General features: G+C 68.2%; 24 protein-coding genes and 1 tRNA gene. 10 read left to right on the top strand and 15 right to left on the bottom strand.

The window, feature by feature from the left end:
- Positions 1–203 precede the first annotated feature (203 nt).
- The 4 genes from ACQUQR_RS14340 to ACQUQR_RS14325 all read right to left on the bottom strand — a co-directional run bounded on the left by ACQUQR_RS14340 (position 204) and on the right by ACQUQR_RS14325 (position 3,254).
- A complete protein-coding gene (locus ACQUQR_RS14340; protein WP_435197188.1) occupies positions 204–1,094 on the bottom strand; it encodes an HFX_2341 family transcriptional regulator in 891 nt (296 codons plus the stop codon).
- Between the two features lie 47 nt (positions 1,095–1,141).
- Positions 1,142–2,614 (bottom strand): sodium:solute symporter family protein, encoded by a 1,473-nt coding sequence (locus ACQUQR_RS14335; protein ID WP_435197187.1) that lies wholly within the window; start codon positions 2,612–2,614, stop codon positions 1,142–1,144.
- Positions 2,615–2,827 (bottom strand): DUF3311 domain-containing protein, encoded by a 213-nt coding sequence (locus tag ACQUQR_RS14330; protein ID WP_435197186.1) that lies wholly within the window; start codon positions 2,825–2,827, stop codon positions 2,615–2,617. It abuts the gene before it with no gap.
- Positions 2,828–2,906: 79 nt separating this feature from the next.
- On the bottom strand, positions 2,907–3,254 hold the full coding sequence (locus ACQUQR_RS14325; protein WP_435197185.1) for a tRNA-binding protein: 348 nt from the start codon (positions 3,252–3,254) through the stop codon (positions 2,907–2,909).
- A 188-nt stretch (positions 3,255–3,442) separates the two neighbouring features.
- Here ACQUQR_RS14325 and dnaG point away from each other — a divergent pair, with 188 nt between their 5' ends.
- Positions 3,443–4,837 carry a DNA primase DnaG gene (gene dnaG / locus ACQUQR_RS14320; RefSeq protein ID WP_435197184.1) on the top strand — a complete coding sequence of 465 codons (1,395 nt, stop codon included), beginning with the start codon at positions 3,443–3,445 and terminating at the stop codon, positions 4,835–4,837.
- Here dnaG and ACQUQR_RS14315 read toward each other — a convergent pair.
- Together ACQUQR_RS14315 and ACQUQR_RS14310 are read right to left on the bottom strand one after the other, a co-directional pair.
- Positions 4,826–5,257 carry a GNAT family N-acetyltransferase gene (locus tag ACQUQR_RS14315; RefSeq protein WP_435197295.1) on the bottom strand — a complete coding sequence of 144 codons (432 nt, stop codon included), beginning with the start codon at positions 5,255–5,257 and terminating at the stop codon, positions 4,826–4,828. The two genes, dnaG and ACQUQR_RS14315, sit on opposite strands and share 12 nt — an antisense overlap.
- Positions 5,258–5,262: 5 nt before the next feature.
- Positions 5,263–6,585, bottom strand: a complete 1,323-nt coding sequence (locus ACQUQR_RS14310; protein ID WP_435197183.1) for a DUF92 domain-containing protein — start codon at positions 6,583–6,585, stop codon at positions 5,263–5,265.
- 84 nt (positions 6,586–6,669) lie between these two features.
- Between ACQUQR_RS14310 and ACQUQR_RS14305 the strand changes: the two genes are divergently transcribed.
- Positions 6,670–7,278, top strand: a complete 609-nt coding sequence (locus ACQUQR_RS14305; RefSeq protein ID WP_435197182.1) for an undecaprenyl diphosphate synthase family protein — start codon at positions 6,670–6,672, stop codon at positions 7,276–7,278.
- 128 nt (positions 7,279–7,406) lie between these two features.
- Here ACQUQR_RS14305 and ACQUQR_RS14300 read toward each other — a convergent pair whose 3' ends face one another.
- Positions 7,407–8,771: an NRAMP family divalent metal transporter gene (locus ACQUQR_RS14300; protein ID WP_435197181.1), complete on the bottom strand. Its 1,365-nt coding sequence runs from the start codon at positions 8,769–8,771 to the stop codon at positions 7,407–7,409.
- 152 nt (positions 8,772–8,923) lie between these two features.
- Positions 8,924–9,826, bottom strand: coding sequence for a polyprenyl diphosphate synthase (uppS, locus tag ACQUQR_RS14295; protein WP_435197180.1), 903 nt, complete (start codon positions 9,824–9,826; stop codon positions 8,924–8,926).
- A gap of 98 nt (positions 9,827–9,924) precedes the next feature.
- Here uppS and ACQUQR_RS14290 point away from each other — a divergent pair, with 98 nt between their 5' ends.
- From ACQUQR_RS14290 to hemA, 5 genes are all read left to right on the top strand, one after another.
- Positions 9,925–10,119, top strand: a complete 195-nt coding sequence (locus ACQUQR_RS14290; RefSeq protein ID WP_435197179.1) for a cold-shock protein — start codon at positions 9,925–9,927, stop codon at positions 10,117–10,119.
- Between the two features lie 128 nt (positions 10,120–10,247).
- On the top strand, positions 10,248–10,655 hold the full coding sequence (locus tag ACQUQR_RS14285) for a DUF5778 family protein (RefSeq protein WP_435197178.1): 408 nt from the start codon (positions 10,248–10,250) through the stop codon (positions 10,653–10,655).
- Positions 10,656–10,974: 319 nt separating this feature from the next.
- The gene (gene ahbB, locus ACQUQR_RS14280; protein ID WP_435197177.1) at positions 10,975–12,042 is read left to right on the top strand and encodes a siroheme decarboxylase subunit beta; all 1,068 of its coding nucleotides are present in this window, start codon (positions 10,975–10,977) and stop codon (positions 12,040–12,042) included.
- A gap of 4 nt (positions 12,043–12,046) precedes the next feature.
- Positions 12,047–12,685, top strand: coding sequence for a precorrin-2 dehydrogenase/sirohydrochlorin ferrochelatase family protein (locus ACQUQR_RS14275; protein WP_435197176.1), 639 nt, complete (start codon positions 12,047–12,049; stop codon positions 12,683–12,685).
- Positions 12,682–14,028: a glutamyl-tRNA reductase gene (gene hemA / locus ACQUQR_RS14270; protein WP_435197175.1), complete on the top strand. Its 1,347-nt coding sequence runs from the start codon at positions 12,682–12,684 to the stop codon at positions 14,026–14,028. Before ACQUQR_RS14275 ends, hemA begins: the two co-directional genes overlap by 4 nt.
- Before the next feature lie 15 nt (positions 14,029–14,043).
- On the opposite strand, the gene ACQUQR_RS14265 is transcribed toward hemA, so the two are convergent.
- On the bottom strand, positions 14,044–14,670 hold the full coding sequence (locus tag ACQUQR_RS14265) for a ribonuclease HI (RefSeq protein ID WP_435197174.1): 627 nt from the start codon (positions 14,668–14,670) through the stop codon (positions 14,044–14,046).
- Between the two features lie 312 nt (positions 14,671–14,982).
- On the opposite strand from ACQUQR_RS14265, the gene ACQUQR_RS14260 reads away from it, so the two are divergent.
- The gene (locus ACQUQR_RS14260; RefSeq protein WP_435197294.1) at positions 14,983–15,936 is read left to right on the top strand and encodes a DMT family transporter; all 954 of its coding nucleotides are present in this window, start codon (positions 14,983–14,985) and stop codon (positions 15,934–15,936) included.
- A gap of 55 nt (positions 15,937–15,991) precedes the next feature.
- Positions 15,992–16,957, top strand: coding sequence for a PrsW family intramembrane metalloprotease (locus tag ACQUQR_RS14255; protein ID WP_435197173.1), 966 nt, complete (start codon positions 15,992–15,994; stop codon positions 16,955–16,957).
- Between the two features lie 2 nt (positions 16,958–16,959).
- Here ACQUQR_RS14255 and ACQUQR_RS14250 read toward each other — a convergent pair whose 3' ends face one another.
- The 3 genes from ACQUQR_RS14250 to ACQUQR_RS14240 all read right to left on the bottom strand — a co-directional run bounded on the left by ACQUQR_RS14250 (position 16,960) and on the right by ACQUQR_RS14240 (position 18,811).
- The gene (locus ACQUQR_RS14250; protein WP_435197172.1) at positions 16,960–17,940 is read right to left on the bottom strand and encodes an aldo/keto reductase; all 981 of its coding nucleotides are present in this window, start codon (positions 17,938–17,940) and stop codon (positions 16,960–16,962) included.
- Positions 17,941–17,964: 24 nt separating this feature from the next.
- Positions 17,965–18,198 (bottom strand): hypothetical protein, encoded by a 234-nt coding sequence (locus ACQUQR_RS14245; protein ID WP_435197171.1) that lies wholly within the window; start codon positions 18,196–18,198, stop codon positions 17,965–17,967.
- A gap of 193 nt (positions 18,199–18,391) precedes the next feature.
- Positions 18,392–18,811: a hypothetical protein gene (locus tag ACQUQR_RS14240; protein ID WP_435197169.1), complete on the bottom strand. Its 420-nt coding sequence runs from the start codon at positions 18,809–18,811 to the stop codon at positions 18,392–18,394.
- Between the two features lie 83 nt (positions 18,812–18,894).
- Between ACQUQR_RS14240 and ACQUQR_RS14235 the strand changes: the two genes are divergently transcribed.
- Positions 18,895–19,137 carry a DUF7543 family protein gene (locus ACQUQR_RS14235; protein WP_435197168.1) on the top strand — a complete coding sequence of 81 codons (243 nt, stop codon included), beginning with the start codon at positions 18,895–18,897 and terminating at the stop codon, positions 19,135–19,137.
- On the opposite strand, the gene ACQUQR_RS14230 is transcribed toward ACQUQR_RS14235, so the two are convergent.
- From ACQUQR_RS14230 to ACQUQR_RS14220, 3 genes are all read right to left on the bottom strand, one after another.
- On the bottom strand, positions 19,134–19,532 hold the full coding sequence (locus tag ACQUQR_RS14230) for an acyl-CoA thioesterase (protein WP_435197167.1): 399 nt from the start codon (positions 19,530–19,532) through the stop codon (positions 19,134–19,136). The two genes, ACQUQR_RS14235 and ACQUQR_RS14230, sit on opposite strands and share 4 nt — an antisense overlap.
- A gap of 54 nt (positions 19,533–19,586) precedes the next feature.
- Complete coding sequence (locus ACQUQR_RS14225) at positions 19,587–19,709, bottom strand: hypothetical protein (RefSeq protein WP_435197166.1); 123 nt, start codon at positions 19,707–19,709, stop codon at positions 19,587–19,589.
- Between the two features lie 225 nt (positions 19,710–19,934).
- Positions 19,935–20,069: transfer RNA gene (locus ACQUQR_RS14220), tRNA-Met, on the bottom strand.
- Positions 20,070–20,177: the final 108 nt, after the last annotated feature.

Below are 20,177 nucleotides of genomic sequence, written 5' to 3'. Positions count from 1 at the left end.
TGCTGTGTTGGTGTTGGGGTGGTCGCTTAGGCGGTTCGGAACGGAGTGGAGAATGAAGTGGGCCCTAGGAGGGGCCTACGAACACCGATACGACCGACGTGACGGGGCTGACGCTCCCGGTCGGGAGGGCCAGCGGGCCGCTGCGGTCGTTCATATCTACACGGGCGGGCGCGGAGGGTTTAGGGATTACTCCTCGCGGTCGGTCACTCCTCGTCCTCTGCATGCGACCGCACCCACAGCTCCCCGATTCGCGAGAGGCGCGTCCGGTAGGACTTCCCGTGTTCCTCCTGCTCGATGTAGCCCTTCCCGCCCGGTCCTAATCGATCCACGTTGTAGATGACCTTCGACCGGAACGCGTCGGTGTACTCCTCTCCGAGTTCGCGGGCGAGCGTCTGCGCCAACTCGGAGACGGACTCGAAGACGCCGTGCTCGCCGAGGGTGAAGAGAATCAGCTCCTCGAAGGGCTTCACGTTGGAGAACGAGGCCACGGGGAGTTCGACGATGTGGCCCTCGCCGATCTCCTTCGCGCCGATGGTGGTCCCGCGCTCGTCGAACTCCGCGAGCAGGCTCTCCGCCGAATCGAGCCACTCGCGCGCGCGGTCGTCGTCCGTCTCCGCGAGGAGGTCGGCCATGAGGTCCGTGCCGGCCCGCAACTCCTCCGCGAGTTCGGTCTCCAGGTACTTCTCCGGGGCCGTGTAGTAGGTGTGGATGGCCTCCCGGTCGGCCTCGCGCTCCACGCCGATGGAGTGGGCCGCCGTGGCGAAGGCGAAGGAGACGGGCCGGGGCATCGAGGAGACGTTCACCCAGACCTCGTTTCCCGAATCTAATTCGGCGTTGATGAGGTCGTACGCCTGCTCGAACGCCGCGTCGTAGTCGTAGACGTCGGGGAGGGTGAACCGCTCCGTCTCGGCTCCCAGCAGGTTCTGGAAGTCCTTCTCCAGTTTCGCACCCAGATTCCGGGAGTACTCGACGTTCGCCTCGCTCCCCACCGCGCCTTCGAGGAGGACCACCCGATCGACGGTGAGCCGGTCCCGGACCAGGGGGGCGATGAGCCGGTCGTAATCGAACCCGACCGGGACGATGTGGGTCTGCATACCCGGGATTCGACCGAGTGCGGGAAAAGGGTTCAGTTCGTCAGTAGTCAGTCCGCCCGAATTCCCTCGAAGTACACCGCCGTATCCTCGTCGGGGGAAGCAGTCGTCACGGCCGAGACACCCACGGTGAGCACCAGCCCGAGCACCATCCCGACGACGGCGGCGGGCCAGCCGAGATACGTGCCGGGCACCTGGGCGAGGAACACCGAGGCGACGTAGAATCCTTGGGTAATCCCGACCCCGGCGTACATTCCCCACTTCGTCGTGCGGGGCCAATAGAGCGCGACGAGCACGGGCAGCGCGAGCTGGGCGAACCCGCCGAACGCGGTGTTGCCGATGGTGACGAGGGTGCCCTCCGCGACGAGCGACGCGCCGAAGGAGAGGATGGCGAACACGGCGACGCCGACGCGGGCGACGAGCGCCTCTCTCCCCTCACCGACCGCACCGCGCATCGCGCGGATCGGGCGGTAGATGTCGCGGGTGAGATACGACGACCCCGACAGCAGCATCGAGTCGGAGGAGGACATCATCGCGGCGAGCGCGCCGGCGATGACGAGCGCGGCGAACCACGCGGGCGTATATTCTCGAAGGAGGACGGGGAGGACGCTCTCGCCCTCCGCGACGACCACGCCGAGCCCTTTCGCCCACGCGCCCAGCAGGAAGGCGGGGACGAACAGCAGCAGGACGAGAATCGGCCACAGCGAGAACGTCTTCTTCAGGACGGCTTTCGACCGCGCGGCGAAGAAGCGCTGGTTGATCTGGGGGAACATCGTGACGCCGAAGGCGATGTAGAGGGCGGTGCCCAGCACGAACTGCATGGAGTAGGCGCCGCCGCCGAGCGCGAGGAATTCGGGGTCGGCCTCCGCGAGGGCGCTGGTGGCCGCGCCGACACCGCCAACTGCGGAGAGGATCCACGCGAAGGCGGCCCAGACGAGCCCGAGCATGAAGATGCCCTGCAGCGTGTCCGTCCACGCGACGCCGCGCATCCCGCTGATGACGACGTAGGCGATCATGAACAGGGTGATACCCCCCGCGCCGACCCACAGCGGAACCGCGCCGTCGGTGAGCCCCGAGACGGCGAGCCCCGCGCCGCGCTGCTGGAGCATCACGTACGGGAACAGCCAGAAGACCGAGACGGTGGCGACGAGCACTCTGAGCCCCGACGAGCCGAAGCGGTCCCCGAGCATCTCACCGAGGGTGACGTACCCCTCCTTCCGCCCGACGAGCCACTGTTTGTAGCCGACGACGTACCAGAGGACGGCGAAGACCACCCCGTCCATCAGGCCCATCACGAGGATCCACTCGGGGCCGAGCGCGAACGCGGTGTCGGGCCCGCCGAAGAACGTGTACGCCGACAGCAGGGTAGCGAAGGTCGTAAAGAGCAGCACGACCGTCCCGAGGGTGCGACCCGCGAGGTAGTAGTCCTCCGCACCCCGGTCGGCGACCCGATACGCGACGAGGCCGATGGCGAGCGCGACGACTAGGTAGGCACCGATGATGCCCAGCTGGACCGCGAGCATTCAGACCCCCTCCTCGATGCCGATCCCCCACGCGCGGTCCGCGAAGGCGTAGAAGACGATGCTGGCGAGCGCCATCCAGCCGATGTGCCACCAGAGCCAGACGGGCAATCCGTATGCGACCTCGGCCGAGCGCCAGAGGAACCACGGCACGGCGAGTGCGACCACGGCGAACAACACCACGATCCACAGGATTTTTTCAGTCGATGAGACCATCGTTGCACTCACTACTGTTCATACACACCTAAAGATTGCTGTTCGCTCAACAAGGTGGAGTATCGAAGAAAAAAGTTCTTCAGTACACGCGGGTGCCGTTCTCCGCGTCGTCCTCGGGGGTGAGGAAGACGACGCCGTCACCGTCTTTCGCGTCGACACCGGTGACGAGACAGTTCGATTCGAACCCCGCGATGTTCACCGTTCCGAGGTTCACGACGGCGACGACCTGCCGTCCCAGGAGCTCCTCCTTGTCGTATCTCGTGAGCCCCGCCGCGGACTGCCGCTCCTCGCTCCCGAAGTCCACCCGGAGTTTGTACACGTCCTTGCGGGCCTCCGGGAACGGCTCCACCGAGGTGATGGTGCCGATGCGCATCTCCACGTCGTCGAAAAAGCGTGCCGGGTCGATGTCGTCTTCCTCGATTCCCATGGCCGGGCGTCGCTTCGGGGGCGCAAAAGCGTTGCCGCGCGCCGACGTACCGTTCGAGAGACTGAGAAGTCGGCAGGTACTCGTCCGGCCGGTACGTTTTAAAGAGCCAAGCGTGTCTATTTAAATTGGATCTGCGGCCGCGCCGCAGCTATCACGAATCACCGCCCATTCGGGCACTTTCACCACTCATGCACGACACCGCAAAATACCTCATCCACGCGAACATCACTGCCGACGGGGTGGTCGAGCGCAGCGACGTCGTGGGGGCCATCTTCGGGCAGACCGAGGGCCTCCTCGGCGACGACCTCGACCTCCGCGACCTGCAGGACGCCTCGAAAGTGGGGCGTATCGACGTCGATATCGACTCGGAGAACGGCCAATCGTTCGGCACCGTCACCATCGCCACCTCGCTCGACAAGGTCGAGACGGCCATCCTCGCCGCCGCACTCGAGACCATCGACCGGGTCGGCCCCTGTCGCTCCTCGCTGGAGGTCTCGAAGATCGAAGACGTCCGGGCCGCGAAGCGCCGCGCCGTCGTCGACCGGGCGAAACGGCTCCTCTCGGAGTCGTTCGACGGGGAGTTCCTCTCCTCACAGGAGCTCATCGACGAGGTCCGGAGATCGATCCGCGTCGAGGACATCACCGACTACGAGGGGTTCCCCGCCGGGCCGCGCGTCGAGGACTCCGACGCCATCATCGTCGTCGAGGGGCGTGCCGACGTCCTGCGGCTGCTCCAGTACGGCATCAAGAACGCCGTCGCCGTCGAGGGGACGAACGTCCCCGACTCGGTCGCCGAACTCACCCGCGAGCGCACCGTCACCGCGTTCCTCGACGGGGATAGAGGGGGCGACCTCATCCTGAAGGAGCTCGCGCAGGTCGGCGAGGTCGACTACGTCGCCTTCGCCCCGCCCGACCGCTCGGTGGAGGACCTCGACCGCCACGAGGTGATGGCCGCGCTGCGCGATAAGGTGCCGTACGACCTCGTCGCCGACGCGAACACGCCCCAGTCGGTCGTCGCGGCGACGGACGGGAGCGCCGCGCCCGCCCCCGAGACCGAACGCACCGCACAGGCGATCACGAGCACGGAGGCGCCCGAAACGACCGTCGCGGAGCCGGCCGTCGAGCCGGTCGCGGAGCCGGAGGAGGCCGACGACACGACGACGGACGACGGCTCGACCGCGGAGCCGAGTTCCGCGGCGGCGGAGCAGGACCCCGGAGACGAAGTCGGCGAGGAGACCGGCAAAGAGGCCGGCGAGGAGACCGGCAAAGAGGCCGGCGAAGGGACCAGCGACCCGGAGACCGTCCGCGGCCACGCGAAGGCCGTCTTCGGGAGCGGAACCGTGCGCCTGCTCTCGGAAGAGTACGCGACCCTCGCGACGGGCGACGCCGAGGAGGCGTTCGACCTCCTGCGCGACGCCGAGGAGACGCCGGCGGCCGTCGTCCTCGACGGGGAGCTCAGCCAGCGCGTCCTCGACGTGGCCGCCCAGCGCGGCGTCGAGCAGATCGTCGCCGCGTCCGAAGGCGAGTTCGTGAAGCGCCCGACGAGCGTCCGCGTCCGGACGCGCGACCAGCTAAGCCTGTAGCTCTTTTCCGAGCAGGACGCCGTCGCCGTCCGCGTAGTGGTCCGGCAGCTCCGAGAGCACCCAGAACCCCACGCCCCGGTAGAAGGAGAGGGCATCCGCGTCGTCCGCCCGGGCAGTGAGCCGGAGCTGGTCGTACGCCGGGAACCGGTCACAGAGAGCGTCGAGTAGCCGCGAGCCGTGGCCCTCGCGACGGACGCCGGGGGCGACGACGATCTCCGCGAGGTAGACGACGCTCGGCTCGGAGTCGCCGTCGCCGGGCATCGCCAGCGCGTAGGCGATGACCTCCCCCTCGTCCTCCGCGACGAGGACCGTCCCCGCCCCGTCCAGCGCGAGTTCGAGCAGGTCCGGGGCGGGCGAGCGCAGCAGCTGCTGGAGCGTTCTGATGCGTGGCCGGTCCGAGTCGGTCGCGGGCCGGATCATGGAACTCACAGGAGGACGACCGCCGCACACGCGAGCGCACCCGCGAGCGTGGCGAGGAAGTTGACGCCCTGATTGTCCACGAGGTCCCCCTCAACCGTCGCCCCGAGCAGGCTGTCGGCGGTCATGCCGACGAAGCCGCCGGCGAGGACCGCGGCCGTCTCGACGGCCGTGAGCGCGAAGAACACCGCGGCGATACCGGCGATGAGCCCCGCGCCGACGAGCCCGGCGAGTTCGCCCTGCCACGTCACCGCGCCGTCCGTGCCGGGGGAGACGCGCTCGAACGTCGTGATGAGCCGCGGATTGTCGTAGAGGCCGCCGAACTCCGAGGAGAAGGTGTCCGCGAGGGCGGTGGCGACCGCGCCCGCGAAGGCGAACCGGAACACCGCCCCCGGGAGGCCGACGTGGTCCGAGGCGGCGAAGCCGATGACGGCGAACAGCGCGACGGCGCTGTTCGCGAGGACGTTCCCGCTCCCGCGAGCCCCCTCGTTCGCCTCGGCGATCCCTCGGGTCTCCTTCTCCTCGTAGCGGAACTTCGAGGCGAGCCCCCCGAGCCCGAAGAAGGTGATGAGGAGGGCGAACCAGCCGTATCCTCCGAGCACGATGGCGAGCAGCGCCAGCAGCACCCCGGTGACCATCCCCGCGACGGAGGCCGTCCCGAGGGCGTAGGCGACGTAGCCCAAGAGGACCGTGACGGCGAGCCCGACGGCCATCCGCGTGGGGCTCGGGGTGACCTCCAGCGAGACGAACAGCCAGAGCAAGAGCGCGATGGAGATCATCACGAGCGGGTCGTCCCGCTCGTAGAGGACGGCCCGGAGGAGCCCGCCGGTGAGCGCGCCGACCGTCGCGAGGAAGGTGAGCGGTGCGAGCGCGAGCGGCTGCGAGAGCAGCGTGAGGGCGGCGGCCTGTCCCGCGATACCCGCGAGGGCACCCCCGACCGCGAACGCCGAGGTGGCGACCACGTCGTCCGTCCAGCGGGTCTTCGCGAGCTCGCTGGCGAGGTTCCCGCCCCCGAGGACGAACACCGCGCCGACGTAGGCGCTCGTCGGGAGGCCGAACCCGCCGGCGAGGATGGCGAGTGCCGCGGCCGCGAGCGCGAACCCCGCGAGCCCGTAGAGCTTGCCGTCCTCGTAGTCGCCGGGGCGCGCGAGCAGTTCGAAGACGCGGCCCTCGGAGACCCCGTAGAGCGCGGCGGCGGCGACGGCGACGAAGGGGAGACTGGCGACCGCGGTCGCCGGCAGCGTCGCGAGCCGGCCGACCACCGCGGGCGAGACGAGCGCCAGCAGCCCGACGACCGCGAAGACGCTCGCCCGCCGTACGTTCCCAGTCACGCCCGGTGGTTCCGCCGAGACGCACTTAACCGTCCCGGTGCGGAAAACGCCGGGCTTACCACCCCTGCAGGCGAGATGCACGCCGTGGCACTCTACGACCGGTATCTCGCCGCTCGCCTCCGTCTCTCCGAGGCGAGCCTCCCGACCCACGTCGCCCTCGTCATCACCGAGCGCGACCTCCTGGAGCCGGGCGCCTACGACACCCTCCAGTCCTTCTTCGGCTGGGCGTTCGAGTACGGCGCCGACCGAGTCACGGCCGCCGTCAGCGTCCTCGACCCCGGTGCGATCCCCACCCTCCAGCGTGCGATGGAGGACCTCGACGCCCCCCGCGAGATGGCCGTCCGCGGCCCCGACGACAGCGAGCCGGCGGACGCCCCCATCAACGTCGCCATCGGGCTCGGGGGGCGCGCGGAGTTCGCCGACGCCGTCCGCGACATCGCCGAACGCGTGGATGCGGGCGAGCTCGATCCCGAGGAGATCGACGAGTCACACGTCGAGGAGAGTCTCGTCTTTCGGGAAGCGCCCGACCTCGTCATCAAAACGGGGGCCGAACGCCTCTCGGATTTCATGATCTGGCAGTCCGTCTACTCAGAGCTCTACTTCACCGACGTGAACTGGCGGGATTTCAGAAAGCGCGATTATCTCAGGGCGTTGCGGGATTTTCAGGAGCGGCAGCGTCGGTTCGGGCGATAGCCCGAACCCTGCCTGACGAGCACCGCGAGTCAGGAATTGGTTTGGCCGCTAGGCCAAACGCTGTGTGACGAACCGCGTGAGTCACACAGAAGTTCGGGCGCTAGCCCGAATCCTGCCTCAGGAGCGTCTCACCCCGCCGACCCGGACCCCACGGCCTCGTAGACCCCCTTGCCGAACAGCCCCAGAGTGACGAGTCCGAGCGCCACGGCGAACAGCAAAACGAACGTGGGCAGCGGGTCGCCGATGGAGCCGACGACCCGGGTCCGGACGAAGTTCACGGCGAGGACCGTCGTGACGACGAAGAGGACGCCGCCGCCGAAGTTCGCGAGGGGGGAGGTGGGTTCGCTCACCGCGTCGCCGTTGAGGAGATAGAGCACGATGGCGATGGCGAAGGGAGTGCCGACGAGTCCGAACGCCAACACGAGCACCAGCAATGGGAAGAACGCACCGCCGACGAAGGCGCCCGCTCCGGAGAGCAGGGCGACGGCGGCGACCAGCAGCCGGTAGCGGGTGTCGGAGACGTCCGTCTCCCACCCGAGTTTGTCGGCGAGGAGATACGGCGGGACGATGGTGTTCCCCCCGAGGGTGGAGACGGCGGCGCCCCACAGCCCGAGCAGGAAGAGCCACTTCGCGTTGGCCCCGACGAGGGGGCCGAGTGCCTGTGCAGCCGACACCGCCGTAAGGTCGCTCGCGGTGACGCTCGGCGAGTGGAGCACCCCCGCGGCGACGAAGAAGATGGCGAGGCTGTAGAGCCCGAAGGCGACGAGCATCGAGGCCCCCACGTCGAACGTCGCGAGGCCGTACTCGCGGGTCGTCCACCCCCGGGCGCGCATCGTGTAGGAGTGCATCGTGATGAGCGTGATGTGGACCGCGCCGCCGAGGATGCCGGCCGCGACGAGCGCGCCGTCGACGCCCGCGGGGACCCGGGGGACGAGCCCCGACGCGGCGGCGGCCGGGTCGATCGGGACGACGATCAGCGAGAGGAGGAAAGCGACGACCACGCCGAAGACGAGGAGTTTGGCGAGCCGTTCGAGGAACCGATAGCCTCGCCCGGCCAGCCCGACGGCGAGCACGACGGCCCAGGCGACGCCCCAGAGCCGGGCGTCGATACCGGTGACGGTCGCGCTGATGTCCGCGACGCCCTTCATGATGACGAGCTGTGCGAGCCCGGCGGCTAACACGGCGTCGACGACGAGGACCCACGCCCACGACTCGCCCAGGTGTCGCTCGACGACGGTGACGAGCCCCGCCTCGGTGAGCAGCCCGAGCCGCATCGAGAGGTACTGCGCGGTCGCGCCGAGGACCGCCGAGAGCACCACGACCCACAGCAGCGCGTAGCCGAAGGTCGCCCCCGCGGTGACGAGACTCGCCATCGTCGCCGGGCCGGCCGCGATGGCCCCCGCGACCCACGAGGGTCCCATCTCCGGGAGATACCCTCGCCAGTTCCCATCCCACACCGCCGATACGTCGACTGACCGCTCCGTCTCTGGCATACTCTCACGTTCTTCGAGGCAACCAGATAAGTGTTACCACTTGGTAGTACAACCGAGTGTTGCCCCTGGCGAGAGCCGCCGGTCGAACCACAGCAAGCAGGCCGAAGAACGCGGTCGCTCACGGGTCGGCGACAGCGTAGCCGCAGAAGCGCTCAGTCCGCCGGCTCGTACTCCCCGTCGGCGTCCTCGGGGAGCGACTCCCGGAACCGCCCGAGCACTGCCCTCGCTTCGGGGAGGTCCACGTCCGTGAGCGTGCCGACGAGCGCGCGGGCCCGCTCGGCGCGGGTGCGTCGCCACGAGGCCTGTCTCGACTCGTAGGTGCGGATGGCGCGGAGGAAATCGACGCGACGGAACTCGGGCCAGTAGGGCGAGCAGAAGAACACCGCGGCCTCGTTCCCGTTGGCGTGCCACGGGAGGAAGTTCGAGGTGCGCTCGTCCCCTCCGGTGCGGATGATGAGGTCCACGTCGCGGGTCGCCTGCTCGGTGAGCCGCCCGTCGAGCTCCTCCGGGGTGATCTCCGCGGGCGCGAGCTCCCCTTCGCGGACGTCCCGTGCGGCCTCGCGGGCCACGTTCAGGAGCTCCGCGCGGCCGCCGTACGCGAGCGCGATGTTCAGGTGCAGCGAGTCGTACCCCCGTGTCCGCGACTCGGCGTAGGCGACGGCCTCGCGCACGCGCTCGGGGAGCCGTTCCACCTCGCCGATGGCGCGGATACGGACCTCGTGGTCGTGGATTTCGTCTCTATCGGCGAACGCGTAGAGCTTCTCCTCGATGAGGTCGAACAGCGCCTCACGCTCGTCGGCGGGCCGGTCGAAGTTCTCCGTGGAGAAGGCGTAGAGGGTGAGCTCCTCGACCCCCAGGTCGCGACACCACCGGAGCATGGCCTCGGTGGTCTCCGCGCCCGCCTCGTGGCCGTCCGTGCGGGGTCTCCCCTTCGATTCGGCGTACCGTCGGTTGCCGTCCTGGATGACGGCGACGTGGGCGGGCGCGCCGGAGAGCTCCCGCTCCAAGAGGCGCTCGTAGAGCCGCAGTGCCACACGACGGAGGCGTCGACGCATCTGTCCGTGACCAGTCCCCCGGAAGAAAAGACCTTTGTGGCTGCCCGGGAGGAACGGGCGGTGGCTTTTTACGTCGTGGTGGCATCTACTCACACGCAATGGCGAAAGGCGTTGTTGATTTCTTCAACGATACAGGCGGCTACGGCTTCATCAAAACTGACGACTCCGACGAGGACGTGTTCTTCCACATGGAGGACGTCGGTGGCCCGGACTTAGAGGAAGGGCAGGAAGTCGAGTTCGAGATCGTGCAGGCCGACAAGGGCCCGCGCGCAAAGAACCTCGAGCGCCTGTAAGGCACCCGAGACACTGAGGAATCGGTCATAACTTCGACGGCGGTGGTTTCTACGGTCGTCGGTACGCACGGAGAGCGAACGCTCCGTGAATCGCCATCCGTTTATCCCCCCTGTACCTCCGCTCGAGTATGAGCGACGTCATCGACGAGGACCTGTACCAGCGGGCGAAGGCGCTTCTCGAGCCCGGCGAGATCGAGCTCAACGGCATCATCGTCCACACCGACATGGGGACGGATTCGGAAGCTCAGCTCCACGCCGCGACGGTCGAGATCGGCGACATCATCGCCGAACACGCGGGCGTCGCGCCGACGGACACCTACGTCTACTCCGGCAACGACGACGACCGCTTCGGCGTGAACCAGCATCAGGGGCTCACCATCGACGGCGACGAGTTCGTCTGGGAGTGCCAGCAGCTCCTCCGCGACGGCAGCTACGACGTGGTGTTCTACTACGAGGCGCACGCGGACCAGGACGGCATCGTCGCGGCCGTCGAGGCCATGGACTTCGACCTCCGCGTCGTCAGCGTCGAAGGCTGACATCCTCCCACGACTGAAGTCGTGGGGTTCCACGGTCACAGACCGTACCCACGACGGAGAGGTTCCCCACTCACCGATGGTGGGGTTGTGGGCCGTGCCAGTACGGCCCCCGACCGAGATAGCGGGCTTCATCTACCGCCACGGTGGCGTGCGTATCCTTACCTCGGACTCGGCACCACAACCGACGAACGGCGACACAATCAACGGTTCGCCGGTTGTCGGCTTCATCCCACGACTTAAGTCGTGGGCTTTCGACTCGAAACTCTGTAATCCGACCTCCTCCGAGGCCCTTATACCCAGGCGAACCCGAGTACTGGATATGCCAAGAGGGGACGTCGATTACGAGCTCGACCGGGTGGACACCGCCATCATCAACGCCTTTCAAGGTGGGTTCCCGGTCGTCGATCACCCCTTCGAACCCGCCGCGGCCGCGCTCCGCGAGCGGGGAATCGACATCACCGCCGTGGAGCTGTTAGAGCGCATCAAGCGCATGGACGACGCCGGCGTCCTCTCCCGGTTCGGCGCGCTCGTCAACGCCGAGGCCATCGGCGGGGCCGCGACCCTCGTCGCGATGCACGCCCCACCGGAGCGGTTCGACGAGGTCGCAGAGCAGGTCAACTCCTTCCGCGAGGTGGCGCACAACTACGAGCGCGAGCATCCCCATCTCAACATGTGGTTCGTTGTCTCCGTGGCGGACCCCGACGACGTGGAGCGCGTCCTGCGCGAGATCGAGGAGACGACGGGCCAGCCGACGTACAACCTCCCCAAACAGCAGGAGTTCCGCGTGGAGGCGAAGTTCCTCCTCGACGGACCCATCGGGGAGGGGGACGTGGACCTCTCGGCGCTCGGGCCCGCCATCGAGGCCACGGACCGGACGACCCTCTCCCCCGAGGAGCGCGATCTGGTGCTCGAGATCCAGGGTGGGCTCCCGCTCACCCCGACCCCCTACGCGGACGTGGCCGCGGCCATCGACCAGCCCGTCGACTGGGTGATCGAGACCATCAAGCGGTTCACCGCGGAGGGGAAGATCAGGAGAGTGGGCGTCATCCCGAACCACTACGCGCTGGGGTATTCGGAGAACGGGATGACGGTCTGGAACGTCCCCGACGAGCTGCTCGAGGAGGTGGGCCCGGCCGTCGCCGCACTCCCGTTCGTCACCCACTGCTACGAGCGCCCGCGCCACGAGGGCGTCTGGCCGTACAACTTCTTCGCGATGACCCACGGTCGCTCCAAGGAGGAGTCGGACGAGCGCGTAAAGCAGGTGAAGGCGCTGATGGAGGAGTACTGGGACGTCGGCGACGACGACTGGGACACGCTGTTTTCGACCCGCATCCTGAAGAAGACGGGTATCCGCCTCGCCGAACGCGCGGACGCCAACACCGCGTGAGTCGATGATACCGCTCGTCCACGACTTCACCGGCACGACGGTGCTCGTCTTCGGCGGCGGGGCCGTCGGGGCACGCAAGGCCCGACGGTTCGCCCAGGAGGCGCGCGTAGTCGTCGTCTCCCCCGCGTTCGACGGTGAGTTCCCGGGCTGCGAGCAGGTCCGAGCCGCGCCCGCCCCCGACGAGGTCGGCGAGTGGCTCGACCGGTTCGAGCCCGCGCTCGTCGTCGCCGCGACGGACGTGGAGGCGCTGAACGCGGCCATCGAGACGGCCGCCCGCGAGCGTGGGGTGCTCGTCAACCGCACGGATATCCACGGGGAGCGGGAGCCGGGGAGCGTCGTCGTCCCCGCGACCGTGCGCGACGGGGACGTGGTGGTCTCCATCTCGACGGGGTCGCCGGCGCTGACGAAAGTGCTCAGAGAACGCCTCGAGGAGGATATCGAGGGAGTCGGCGAGCTCGCCGCGGTGACGGCCGACATCCGCGACCAGCTCCAGCGGGAGGAGATCGAGCCGGCCCGTCGCCGTGCCGCGATCCGGGCCGTCGTCGAAAGTGACCGGGTTTGGAAGCTTTTAGGTAGCGGAAGGGCTAACACCCGTCGAGTAGCCGACGCGGTCGTCCTCGAGACGTTGGGTGAACACACGTGACGACAGGAACAGGAATCATCTCCGGCATCAGCGTCTCCCACAGGCGCGCCTCCGTCGATACCATCGAGGCGGTCTGTCGGACGGACGCCGCAACCGCCGTCGAACGCCTGCTCGACACCCCGGGTGTCACGGAGGCGTTCGTCCTCCAGACGTGCAACCGTGCGGAGGCGTACGTCGTCACCGAGACGGAACGCACCGGGCGCGAGGCGCTCGCGACGTACGCGGAGTCCGCGCCCGACGAGACGACGGAACGGTTCGACCACGAGGGGAGCCTCCGCCATCTCATGCGGGTCACCGCGGGGCTGGAGTCGCTCGTCCTCGGCGAGGATCAGATCATCGGGCAGGTCCGACGCGCCTACGAGGCCGCACGGGAAGCCGGCGCGCTCGGCCCCGTCCTCGACGACGCCATCCTGAAGGCGCTCCACGTCGGCGAGCGCGCCCGCGCGGAGACCGCCATCAACGAAGGCGTCGTCTCGCTCGGGAGTGCTGCCGTGGCGCTCCTCGAAACCGAGCGCGACCTCGATGACGCCACCGCGCTCGTCGTCGGCGCGGGCGAGATGGGGACCCTCGCGGCGAAGGCCCTCGACCCCGCCGTCACCCGGGTCATCGTCGCCAACCGGACGCGCTCGACCGCGGACCACGTCGCCACGAACCTCGACGGCGACGCCACCGCGGTCGGCCTCGACGCCCTCCCCATCGCCGTCGAGGAGGCCGACGTGGTAGTCACCGCGACCGGCGCCGAGGGGCACGTGCTCGACCGCGAGGTCCTCGCGGGCGCGGGCGAGACGCATATCGTCGACCTGGGCCAGCCGCGCGACGTGGCCCCCGACGTGAGCGGCCTCCGCGGTGTCATCGCCCACGACCTCGACGACTTACAGGCCGTCACCGACGAGACGCGCGCCCAGCGCGAGGCCGCCGCCGCGGAGGTCGAAGCGATGCTCGACGACGAGTTCGAGCACCTGATGGCCCAGTACAAACGCAAGCGGGCCGACCAGGTCATCGCCGGGATGTACGAGGGTGCAGAGCGGATGAAGGCTCGCGAGCTGGAGAAGGCCCTCTCGAAACTGGAGAGCGCGGGCGACGTGACCGACGAACAGCGCGCCATCGTGGAGTCGATGGCCGACGCGCTCGTCTCACAGCTGCTCGCCTCCCCGACCCAGAGCCTCCGTGACGCCGCCGAGGAGGACGACTGGACGACGATTCACACGGCGATCCGGCTGTTCGACCCGAAATCCGGGGCGCCCCCCAATCTGGAGGACGCCTCCGTCGACGAGATCCCCGACGCCGTGAAGGGCCAGATGCCCGCGGCGGTGTTAGAACAGCTGGCGGCCGACGACGACTGATTTTCCCGACTGATGTTAATCCGCGTGCCGGTCGGCGCGCGACGGCGGCGGGATCTGTTCGTCCGCCGTGGTCGGTGCTGCCTGTGGAATCACACAGCGCTGCGGCTCGCGGTTCACGTGTGCGTACTCGCCCGGCGCGTTCGCGAGCGGGTGGGCCGGGTTCTCGCGTGAGTCGAGCCGTGCGGCCCGGAGCTCCGCGAACCCCGCGATGCGGGCACGGATCCCCCGCCAGTGGCGGGCGGCGGTCGCCGGGACGGTGTACGCGTCGGCGGTGTGGGCCGTGGGGCCGCGCGTCGCCAGATAGGCGCGGTTGACGTTCCCCGCGAGCACGTCGTGGTCGACGAGCACGCCCACGCGGGCCGTCGGCGGCGCTCGCGCGGCGAGCACGTCCAGCCCCAGATGGAGCGCCCGATACTCCGCGACGTTGTTGTCGGGCGCGGTGTCCGGAACGGAGAGCCGTGCCACGGTCTCACCGTCGCGTGTCTCGATGACGACGCCTAAGCCCCCGGCTCCGGAGTCTCGATAGGAGCCGTCCGTCGCGACGTAGAAATCACGGTGGTGCGTCCGTGGCGGGTGCGCGATGTGGGGGGTTGGGGAGTCATCGAACAGGTCCCGAAGTGCCGGCCGGCCGTATGCGGCCATGTGCGACACTCTGTCGTGACGTTATTTAAAGATTCGCCCGATTCTCGCGGCGAATCAGCAGTGTTTCCGCGTCGAACGCGTGGTTCCGGTGGTTCTGGTGGTTCTGTCGGGTATCCCGACAGTTCCGGGAATGCCGGTATGGGGAGCCGGGGAGGGGGAGCCGGCCCGGACTGGCCCACGCCCACGAGCCGATCACGTCACCGCGTCACACCGGTCCGAAACCTTCTCACCCCCCCACATCCCACCTCCGATGTGCGCTATCGAAACGCGATACTGTTCACCGTTCTCGCGGCGGTGTGGGGGAGTGCCTTCATGGCCATCAAGGCGGGACTCGGTACCCCCTCGCATCCGGGCGGGTTCTTCGAGACGCCCGTGCTGTTCGCCGCGATCCGCTACGACCTCGCGGGCGTGCTGATGCTCGCCTACGCGGCGTACGCGACGGACCGACTGGTCCCCCGGACGCGTACGGAGTGGGTGAACGTCCTCTCAGCGGGGGCGCTCATGATCGCGGCGTATCACGCGCTGCTGTTCATCGGGGAGACGGACCCCGCGGTCAACAGCGCGACGGCGGCCGTCATCGTCTCGCTGTCGCCCGTCCTGACGACGGCGTTCGCCCGGCTGTTGCTCCCCAGCGAGCGGCTAACCGTCCTCGGCCTCCTGGGGATGTTCCTCGGGCTGCTCGGCGTCGTGGTGCTCTCCCAGCCCCCGGAGTTGGTGGCGGCGTGGTACGGCCTCCTCGAAACCGTGGGGCTCGCCAGCGGCCCCGCCCCGGCGGCGGCGATCTCGCAGGGTGTTACCGCCAAACTGCTGGTCTTCGGCGCGGCGCTGGCGTTCGCGCTCGGTGCCGTCGTCTCCCAGCGACTCGACGACGACCTCCCCCTCGAGACGATGGAGGCGTGGGCGATGCTGCTCGGTGCCGGGATGATGCACGTCGTGAGCGTCGGGCTCGGCGAGTCCGTGAGCGACGTGACCTGGAGCACCGACGCCATCGTCGCGCTCGCGTACCTCTCGGTCGCGGCGAGCGCCCTCGGCTTCCTCATCTACTTCGACCTTCTGGAGAAGTTGGGCGCCATCGAGATCAACCTCGTCTCCTACGTCGCGCCGCTGTTCGCCGCGATCTCGGGGTTCCTCTTCCTCTCGGAGGTCGTCGACGCCGCGACGGTCGCGGGGTTTCTCGTCATCCTCGTCGGCTTCGGGCTCCTCAAACGCGACGCCATCCGCGAGGAGTTCTTCGGCGGTGGGCGGCCCACGCCGGCGGACGACTGACATCCTGTCCCCGACCAGAAAACATAACCGGTTGGCGCGAGTCAGCTCCTCTCGTATGCCAGAAGACCCGGTTGCCGATGCCTCCGATGGGGAGGACCTGTACGACGTGGCGCACTGGGAGGAGCGGACGGCACTCGATCGGCTCGCAACGGGGGTGCACGGCGCGCTCAGTAAGGGGAGCCGCGGGCTGCTCGTGCTCGTCGCGACACTGCTTCTCGTCGCGCAGGTCGGGGTCATCGCCTACGCGTTCACCGTCGAGCCGACGCTCGGCGGGCTGGCCGTACTCTCCATCCTGCCCGCTTTGGGGCTCGTCGGCTTCGTCTGGTATCAGGACGCGACGATGCGCGAACCGGTCTCGGTGCTCGCGGTCACCTTCGTGCTCGCCGTCCTGTTCGCCAGCTTCGCCGCGACGGTGAACACCGTTCTCCAGCCCATCTTCAAACTCGTCCCGGTCGTCGGGATGGCGCTGTTCTTCTTCGTCGTCGTCGCCCCCATCGAGGAGACGGTGAAGTGGCTCGCAGTCCGGGTGTTCGCGTTCAACAGCGACGACTTCGACGCGGTCATCGACGGGGCGGTCTACGGGGCCGTCGCGGGGCTCGGTTTCGCCACCATCGAGAACGCGCTGTACATCACCCAGGCTGTCATCGAGAACGGCGGCCTCGTCGCCGCACCCATCGAACGGGCGTTCGCCACTGCGACCGCCCGTGCGTTCGTCGGTCCGGGACACGTCATCTACTCCGCGTTCGCGGGCTACTATCTCGGGCTGGCGAAGTTCAACCGCGAGCACGCGGGCCCCATCGTCGTGAAGGGCCTGCTCATCGCCGCGTTCATCCACGCGACGTACAACACCATCGTCACCTACGTCCCGCTGCCGGGGCTCACCTTCATCGCCTTCATTCTCGTCTACGACGGGCTGTTCGGCTACATCCTCTACCGGAAGCTCAAGCGCTACCGCGAGAAGTACCAGGCCATCGGCGGTGACGCGGAGTCTACATCCGGAGCTGAAACGGCGACCGACTGAACTCAGACCAGCGACGGGGCGTCTTTCGCCTCGCTCAGCCGTTCGAACTGCTCCTCCGTGAGGTCTACCTCGGCCGCGGCGAGGTTCTCCTCCAGCTGCTCGACGGTGCGCGCCCCCACGATGGGCGCAGTCACCTGCTCGTGGTGCATGAGCCACGCGAGCGAGACCTGTGCGGGCGTGGCACCCACCTCCTCGGCGACCGCCCGGACGACGTCGAGCGCGTCGAAGTTCTCCTCGGAGAGGTACCGCTCCGCGAACGTCTCGTTCTCCGCGGCACGGCTCCCCTCGGGGATCTGGTCGCGGCCGTACTTCCCGGTGAGGAAGCCACCCCCGAGGGGCGACCACGGGCAGATGCCGATGTCGTAGTGCTCACACGCCTCCACGTAGTCGTACTCCACCTCGCGCGTGACGAGGCTGTAGCGGGGCTGGGCGACGGTGAAGGGTTCGTACCCCTTCCGCTCGGCGAGCTCGTTCGCCTTCGCCACCTTCCACGCGTTCGGCTCGAAGGTGGAGGTGCCGAGATAGTGGACCTTCCCCTCCGTGACGAACCGGTTTAGGGTGCGCATGAACTCCTCGGCGGGGGTGGCGTCGTCCCAGCGGTGGATATATAATAAATCGATGTAGTCGGTTCCCAGCCGGTCGAGCATCGCGTCGATGGAGTGTTCGAGGTGCTTGCGGCCGAGCCCCTGGCCGTTCGGGCCCTCGCGCGTGGGCCAGTAGATCTTCGAGGCGACCACGAACTCCTCGCGGTCACGGGTCGCCAGCCAGTCGCCGATCCACTGCTCGCTCAGGCCGTCACCGTACATGTCGGCGGTGTCGATGAAGTTGCCGCCGGCCTCGGCGTAGGCGTCTAAGAGTTCGTGTGCGCGCTCCTTGCCGACCTCGATCTCGCCGTCGTCGTTCTCGCGGCCGAAGCGCCACGTGCCGAAAGAGAGGTTCGTCACGGACGTGCCGGTGTTCCCGAGGGGGACATGTTCGAGCATACCGGCCGTCCGGGCGGGTGGGTCTTAGTCGCGCCGATGGCCGTGCCCGACGACGAGCGCGAGGGCGTTGAGCCCGATGAGCGCGGCGAAGCTCGCCGGGGAGACGCCGGTGACCACGCCCGTGAGGATGAGGACGTAGAGTACGGGGAGGGCGACCGCAGTCCAGAAGCTCAGTGCTTCGATGGGGCGGCGGACCAGGCCCACGAGGAGGGAGGCCCGCGAACCGGACAGCGTGGAAGTGGAGGGACTCAGTGACATGACTCATCCACCCCTTGTGACGGATACGACATATACCCCGCCGAGCCTTCGACCGTTTTCGATACGTTTTACTCGAACGTCAGGACAACTGTAACGTTTCACGAGTGCTTCAGAGTGGCTTAGAACTTTCACAAGCTGTTTAGAAACAGTTACGCGCGAATTACCGAGTTCGGCTATATAGTCGACTGGAGGGCTACCCCAGGGTGGAGATTCGGACCGAATGGGAGCCATCCGGGGTGGAGATAGTGAGTTCGTCGCGCACCCCCGCGCGGGCCGCGTCGCGCCACCGTTCGACCGCGTCGGCGTACCACGCCTCGTGGCGCTCCGGCGAGTAGGGCTCATCGCTCGCGCGGAGCTCGTCCTCCACGTCGTCGGGGGTCGGGAACGCCGGCACGTCGGTGAGCGCCGCGGGATCGATGTGTATGGGGGCGGGGTCGCCGTAGGGGGACTCGTGGCCCGCGCGGTGGAGCCGGGCGCGCATCCGGCCCGCGAAGGGCGGGGTCACCCGGAGGACGGTCCCCGTGTCCCGCCGCTCGTTCGCCTCCAGCGCCGTGACGATGTCGTCGGTGTGGACCGCGAGCACGCGGATGACGGTGGGGTCGTCTGACTGCACACCCGGATGAGGACCGCGACCGGAAAGAGCGTTCTCCCCCCGGCAGTCGGCGGGCTTTTCTCCCGTCCGCGCCAAGTCCACGTATGCCCTGGACCGCCACCGTCGAGGAGGCCACGCGCCTCGAATGGGAGCGCTCTGACCGCTACGCCACCATCGTCGCTCGCGAGACGACCAGTGGGGAGTGGGCCGTCCACGTCGACCGCCTGATTCAGGCTCCCGAGGGCGACGCCTACGACCACGAGCGCGTCGACGACCGGGACGCCGCGCTCTCGCTCGCCGCGACCTGGCGCGAACAGTACGACCTCGACGTGCCCGAGGCCCGCTAGCGCCCTTCGAACTCCTGTATCGCCTCCCGCCAGTCATCCGGAATCGGTCGTGAGGCCCCCACCTCCCGGTCGAACGCCACCTGCACGGTCTCGGCCGTCGCCGCCACCCCGTCGTCCGTGCGGATCTCGTACTCGATGCGGAAGCTCTTCTCTCCCAGCTCGGGGATGCGACACGCCACCGCGACCTGCTCGTCGGAGAACTCCACCGCGCGCTTGAAATCGAGTTCGAGGTGGGCGACGACCATTCCGGGGTCCTTGTTGATCCCGAGCACCTCCCGGAGGTAGGCGACGCGCGCCTGTTCGAGATACGAGGAGTAGACCGCGTTGTTCACGTGCTGCATCGGGTCGAGATCCCGGTATCGGACCGTGATTTCGTGGACGTAATCGAAGCTCACGGGACCCACTCCTCACCCGGACGTGTTCGCCCTTTCGGTCACCCGGTCACCCGCTCAGTCGGTCGAGAGGTCGCCACCGAGGTCGTCACCCAGGTCGTCGGGGCCGTCACTCTCCAGGCCGTTCTCGAGATACGCGACCGCACACTCGGCCCCACAGAAGGTGCTCTCGAAGTGCATATACGTGTGATGGTGGCAGAGCTCGATCCACTCGTCACCACCGCTGAACTGCGCTTCGCAACGTGCACACCGCATGGGTGTCCTAACGACCGGGGACTACAGAGTCGTTTCGGCTTCGGTGACCGAACCGGAGACGACGGGCTTCGGTGACCGAACCGGAGACGACGGTAGTCACGGCTCGCGCAGGACCTACGGGTCCCTCGCCACGAAGCGCCTGAAGAATCATGCCCGGGGAGGGCTCCGAACCCTCGATCTCCGCATGTCCCAGGTTCGGGGTCCCGGCAGAGACCCCATGGGTGCGGTGTACCGTACTCGATAACCCTATGAGTGCGGCGCTATGTCCAGCTAAGCCACCCGGGCTCAGTTTCGGGTAGCGCGGTGTCGGACTTGAACCTTCTCATCTGGAATCCCCGTGGGGCGCGGTGGCGGGCCCGTCCGTCCAGCGGTTTTAAGCTACCCCGCGAGGAC

The sequence above is a fragment of the Natronomonas sp. EA1 genome, from assembly GCF_051195035.1.
In the GTDB taxonomy this organism is placed as follows: domain Archaea; phylum Halobacteriota; class Halobacteria; order Halobacteriales; family Haloarculaceae; genus JBNTJV01.
The sequence above is the reverse complement of the archived record's forward strand: the minus strand, read 5'-3'. Positions and strand labels throughout refer to the sequence as shown.

Bases quoted from the DNA above. Each gene is read 5' to 3' on its own strand.
- ACQUQR_RS14250 (WP_435197172.1), bottom strand. From the start codon at position 17,940: ATGCTCGAACATGTCCCCCTCGGGAACACCGGCACGTCCGTGACGAAC.
- ACQUQR_RS14235 (WP_435197168.1), top strand. From the start codon at position 18,895: ATGCCCTGGACCGCCACCGTCGAGGAGGCCACGCGCCTCGAATGGGAG.
- ACQUQR_RS14300 (WP_435197181.1), bottom strand. From the start codon at position 8,771: ATGCCAGAGACGGAGCGGTCAGTCGACGTATCGGCGGTGTGGGATGGG.
- ACQUQR_RS14265 (WP_435197174.1), bottom strand. From the start codon at position 14,670: ATGGCCGCATACGGCCGGCCGGCACTTCGGGACCTGTTCGATGACTCC.
- ACQUQR_RS14315 (WP_435197295.1), bottom strand. From the start codon at position 5,257: ATGATCCGGCCCGCGACCGACTCGGACCGGCCACGCATCAGAACGCTC.
- ACQUQR_RS14285 (WP_435197178.1), top strand. From the start codon at position 10,248: ATGAGCGACGTCATCGACGAGGACCTGTACCAGCGGGCGAAGGCGCTT.
- ACQUQR_RS14340 (WP_435197188.1), bottom strand. From the start codon at position 1,094: ATGCAGACCCACATCGTCCCGGTCGGGTTCGATTACGACCGGCTCATC.
- ACQUQR_RS14260 (WP_435197294.1), top strand. From the start codon at position 14,983: ATGGCCATCAAGGCGGGACTCGGTACCCCCTCGCATCCGGGCGGGTTC.
- uppS (WP_435197180.1), bottom strand. From the start codon at position 9,826: ATGCGTCGACGCCTCCGTCGTGTGGCACTGCGGCTCTACGAGCGCCTC.
- ACQUQR_RS14255 (WP_435197173.1), top strand. From the start codon at position 15,992: ATGCCAGAAGACCCGGTTGCCGATGCCTCCGATGGGGAGGACCTGTAC.
- ACQUQR_RS14290 (WP_435197179.1), top strand. From the start codon at position 9,925: ATGGCGAAAGGCGTTGTTGATTTCTTCAACGATACAGGCGGCTACGGC.
- ACQUQR_RS14325 (WP_435197185.1), bottom strand. From the start codon at position 3,254: ATGGGAATCGAGGAAGACGACATCGACCCGGCACGCTTTTTCGACGAC.
- ACQUQR_RS14245 (WP_435197171.1), bottom strand. From the start codon at position 18,198: ATGTCACTGAGTCCCTCCACTTCCACGCTGTCCGGTTCGCGGGCCTCC.
- dnaG (WP_435197184.1), top strand. From the start codon at position 3,443: ATGCACGACACCGCAAAATACCTCATCCACGCGAACATCACTGCCGAC.
- ACQUQR_RS14275 (WP_435197176.1), top strand. From the start codon at position 12,047: ATGATACCGCTCGTCCACGACTTCACCGGCACGACGGTGCTCGTCTTC.
- ACQUQR_RS14225 (WP_435197166.1), bottom strand. From the start codon at position 19,709: ATGCACTTCGAGAGCACCTTCTGTGGGGCCGAGTGTGCGGTCGCGTAT.
- ACQUQR_RS14330 (WP_435197186.1), bottom strand. From the start codon at position 2,827: ATGGTCTCATCGACTGAAAAAATCCTGTGGATCGTGGTGTTGTTCGCC.
- ahbB (WP_435197177.1), top strand. From the start codon at position 10,975: ATGCCAAGAGGGGACGTCGATTACGAGCTCGACCGGGTGGACACCGCC.
- ACQUQR_RS14335 (WP_435197187.1), bottom strand. From the start codon at position 2,614: ATGCTCGCGGTCCAGCTGGGCATCATCGGTGCCTACCTAGTCGTCGCG.